The organism is Pseudomonas sp. BF-B-15 (assembly GCF_019946675.1).
GTDB lineage: Bacteria > Pseudomonadota > Gammaproteobacteria > Pseudomonadales > Pseudomonadaceae > Aquipseudomonas > Aquipseudomonas migulae.
Map to the genome: position 1 here is coordinate 1 of NZ_JAGYFZ010000204.1, position 2684 is coordinate 2684.

The 2684-nt window shown below is 62.1% G+C and carries 3 protein-coding genes; all 3 read right to left on the reverse strand.

Annotation, left to right across the window (positions count from 1 at the left end; translation table 11 throughout):
- Positions 1-113 precede the first annotated feature (113 nt).
- The 3 genes from KGA97_RS29315 to KGA97_RS29325 are packed head-to-tail and all read right to left on the reverse strand — an operon-like array spanning position 114 to position 2621.
- Complete coding sequence (locus KGA97_RS29315; RefSeq protein WP_223481982.1) at positions 114-632, reverse strand: DUF3299 domain-containing protein; 519 nt, start codon at positions 630-632, stop codon at positions 114-116.
- Positions 633-643: 11 nt separating this feature from the next.
- Complete coding sequence (locus tag KGA97_RS29320; protein WP_008033758.1) at positions 644-1909, reverse strand: ABC transporter permease; 1266 nt, start codon at positions 1907-1909, stop codon at positions 644-646.
- A 1-nt stretch (position 1910) separates the two neighbouring features.
- On the reverse strand, positions 1911-2621 hold the full coding sequence (locus tag KGA97_RS29325; protein ID WP_008033756.1) for an ABC transporter ATP-binding protein: 711 nt from the start codon (positions 2619-2621) through the stop codon (positions 1911-1913).
- Positions 2622-2684: the final 63 nt, after the last annotated feature.

Genomic DNA, 2684 nt, shown 5'->3' on the forward strand with positions numbered 1-2684 from the left:
ACCTTTGAGGGCGCCTTCGCGGGCAAGCCTCGCTCCTACAGGTTAGCGCAGGACCTGTAGGAGCGAGGCTTGCCCGCGAAGGCGACCTTCAAATCAACACGCGAACACCAGATTCACTCCGGCAATTCATAGATATAAATCTTGTCCGCCTCCATCTGATACCCGGCATCCGCCAACTCACTGGTCGACGCTTTAACCTGCAACGCCCCCTCAATCCAATAAGGCTGATACAGCTCGTCCAGCTTCACGCCGACTTCGCTTTTCACATGCACGATCTGGTTCGACGGCGGTGGCGGTACATGGATGCAGGCGCCGAAATACGGCACCAGCAGAAACTCCGTAGTGCGGCCTTCTTCGCTCACTTCCAGCGGCACGATGTAGCCCGGCAGGCGGATGCTCTGGCCGTCGAGGCTCTTCACCACCGGCGCATTGGGCATGTCCTGTTTCGCGGCTGGCGCCGACTCGGCAGACAGCGCGCTGCCCATCTGCGAGAGGTCGTGCAGGGGCGTCATGTTCGGCACTTCCGGCGCGGCGTCCGGCGGGATCATTTCCGACCAGGTCAGCTCTTTCGGCTCGGCGGCCCACAGCGGCAAGGCGACCAGCATCAACAGCGCAAATAGAGCGCGGGGCATCATTAACGTCCTCATAGTCGGATCGACAGGCCATCGGCCAGGGATTGGCGATACGCGCGCCACGCCGGCACGCTGCCCATCAGCAGCGCGGCGATCAGGATGCCACCGAGCAGCGTCCATTCATATTCGCTGGGCCACGCCAGCGGCAGAAACAGACCGTAATTGGCCTGCACGTAGCCTTGCGCAGCAGCGATGCCCACATAAAGCAGGGCCACGCCAGCGATCACGCCCGACAGCGCCAGGGCGAACGCCTCCAGCACCAGCAACGTCGCGATATGCCATGGCCGCGCACCCACCGAACGCAGAATCGCCATCTCGCGCCGACGTTCATTGAGGCTGGTGAGAATCGCCGTGAGCATGCCGATCAACCCGGTCAGCACCACAAACAGCGAGACCACGAACAAGGCTTTTTCTGCGGTGCTCATCAAACTCCACAACTCTTGCAGCGCCACGCCCGGCAGGATCGCGAGCATCGGTTCGCCACGGAATTCGTTGATTTCGCGCTGCAGGGCAAAGGTCGAAATCTTGCTGTTGAGGCCCAGCATGAACGCGGTGATCGCTTGCGGCGTCAGGTCCATGTTGCGTGCCTGATCAGCACTGATCCGACCGTTGCCGCGCGCCGGCACGCCGTTGTGCCAGTCGATGTGAATCGCTTCCATACCTCCGAGGCTGATGTGCAACGTGCGGTCCACCGGGGTGCCGGTGCGTTTGAGAATGCCGACCACGGTGAACGGTTTGTCGTCGTGCTTGACCAGGCTGATCACCGCCACGCCGTGGGCCAGCACCAGTTTGTCGCCGAGTTTGTAGTGCAGTGCATCGGCCACTTCGGCGCCGAGCACCACTTCGAACGGATCGGTGGCGAAGGCGCGACCGTCAGCCAGTTCCAGGTGTTGTTGATGACCGTACTGGTAATGCTCGAAGTACGCCTCGGTGGTGCCCATCACCCGATAACCGCGATGGGAATCGCCCAGCGACATCGGGATCGCCCACTTCACTTTCGGGTTGTTGGCGAAGTGCTCGAAGCTGTCCCAGCGGATGTTGTTGGTGGCATTGCCGATGCGGAACACCGAGTACAGCAGCAGGTTCACTGAACCGGAGCGGGCGCCGACGATCAGGTCGGTGCCGCTGATGGTGCTGGCAAAACTGGCCTTGGCTTCGGTGCGCACGCGCTCCACGGCCAACAGCAGGCAGACCGACAGGGCGATGGCGAACGCGGTCAGGATCGCGGTGAAGCGGCGGTTAGCCAGGCTGGCCATGGCTAGACGAAACAAATACATCTCAAACCTCTGCAGGCGTGGCGGCGCGATTGAGTTCGGCCAGCGACAGGTTGCGATCGAACAGCGGCGCAAGGCTTTGGTCGTGGCTGACGAACAACAGGCTCGACCCGGCTTCGCGGCATTCGGCGAACAACAGGCGAATGAAGTTTTCGCGGGCGTCGTAATCCAGAGCAGAAGTCGGTTCGTCGGCGATCACCAGTTCCGGCTGACCGATCAACGCACGGGCGGCGGCGACGCGTTGCTGTTGGCCGATGGACAGCGAGTCGGCGCGACGGCCGAGGATGCTTTCATCCTTCAATCCCAAATGAGCGAGCAAGGTTGCCGCCGCCTGATCGACGCTGCCATGGCGTTGGATCGCCCGTTCGGCGCGCAGCCTGGAGAAGTGGCAGGGCAGTTCGACGTTTTCACGCACCGAGAGAAACGGCAGCAGGTTGAACTGCTGGAAGATGTAGCCGGTGTGATCGACGCGAAAGCGATCACGCGCCCCGGCACCGAGTTCGGTCAGCTCCTGGCCGAGCAGGCGAATGCTGCCGCGATCGGGCTTTTGCACGCCACCGAGCAGGCCGAGCAGGGTGGTCTTGCCGCTGCCGCTGGGACCTTTGAGGAACAGGGTTTCACCCGGTTCCAGGCGAAAGGCCGGGATGTCCAGCAGCGGCGGGTGACCGGGCCAACTGAAGCCCAGGTCGGACAGTTCGATGAGTGCTTGGGTCATAACACCGGTTTCATGAATGCAGATGACCTGTAGGAGCCGGCTTGCTGGCGATTGCGGTGTATC

Excerpts from the sequence above, each read along its gene's own strand:
- KGA97_RS29325 (WP_008033756.1), bottom strand. The coding sequence starts at position 2,621 with ATGACCCAAGCACTCATCGAACTGTCCGACCTGGGCTTCAGTTGGCCC.
- KGA97_RS29315 (WP_223481982.1), bottom strand. The coding sequence starts at position 632 with ATGCCCCGCGCTCTATTTGCGCTGTTGATGCTGGTCGCCTTGCCGCTG.
- KGA97_RS29320 (WP_008033758.1), bottom strand. The coding sequence starts at position 1,909 with ATGTATTTGTTTCGTCTAGCCATGGCCAGCCTGGCTAACCGCCGCTTC.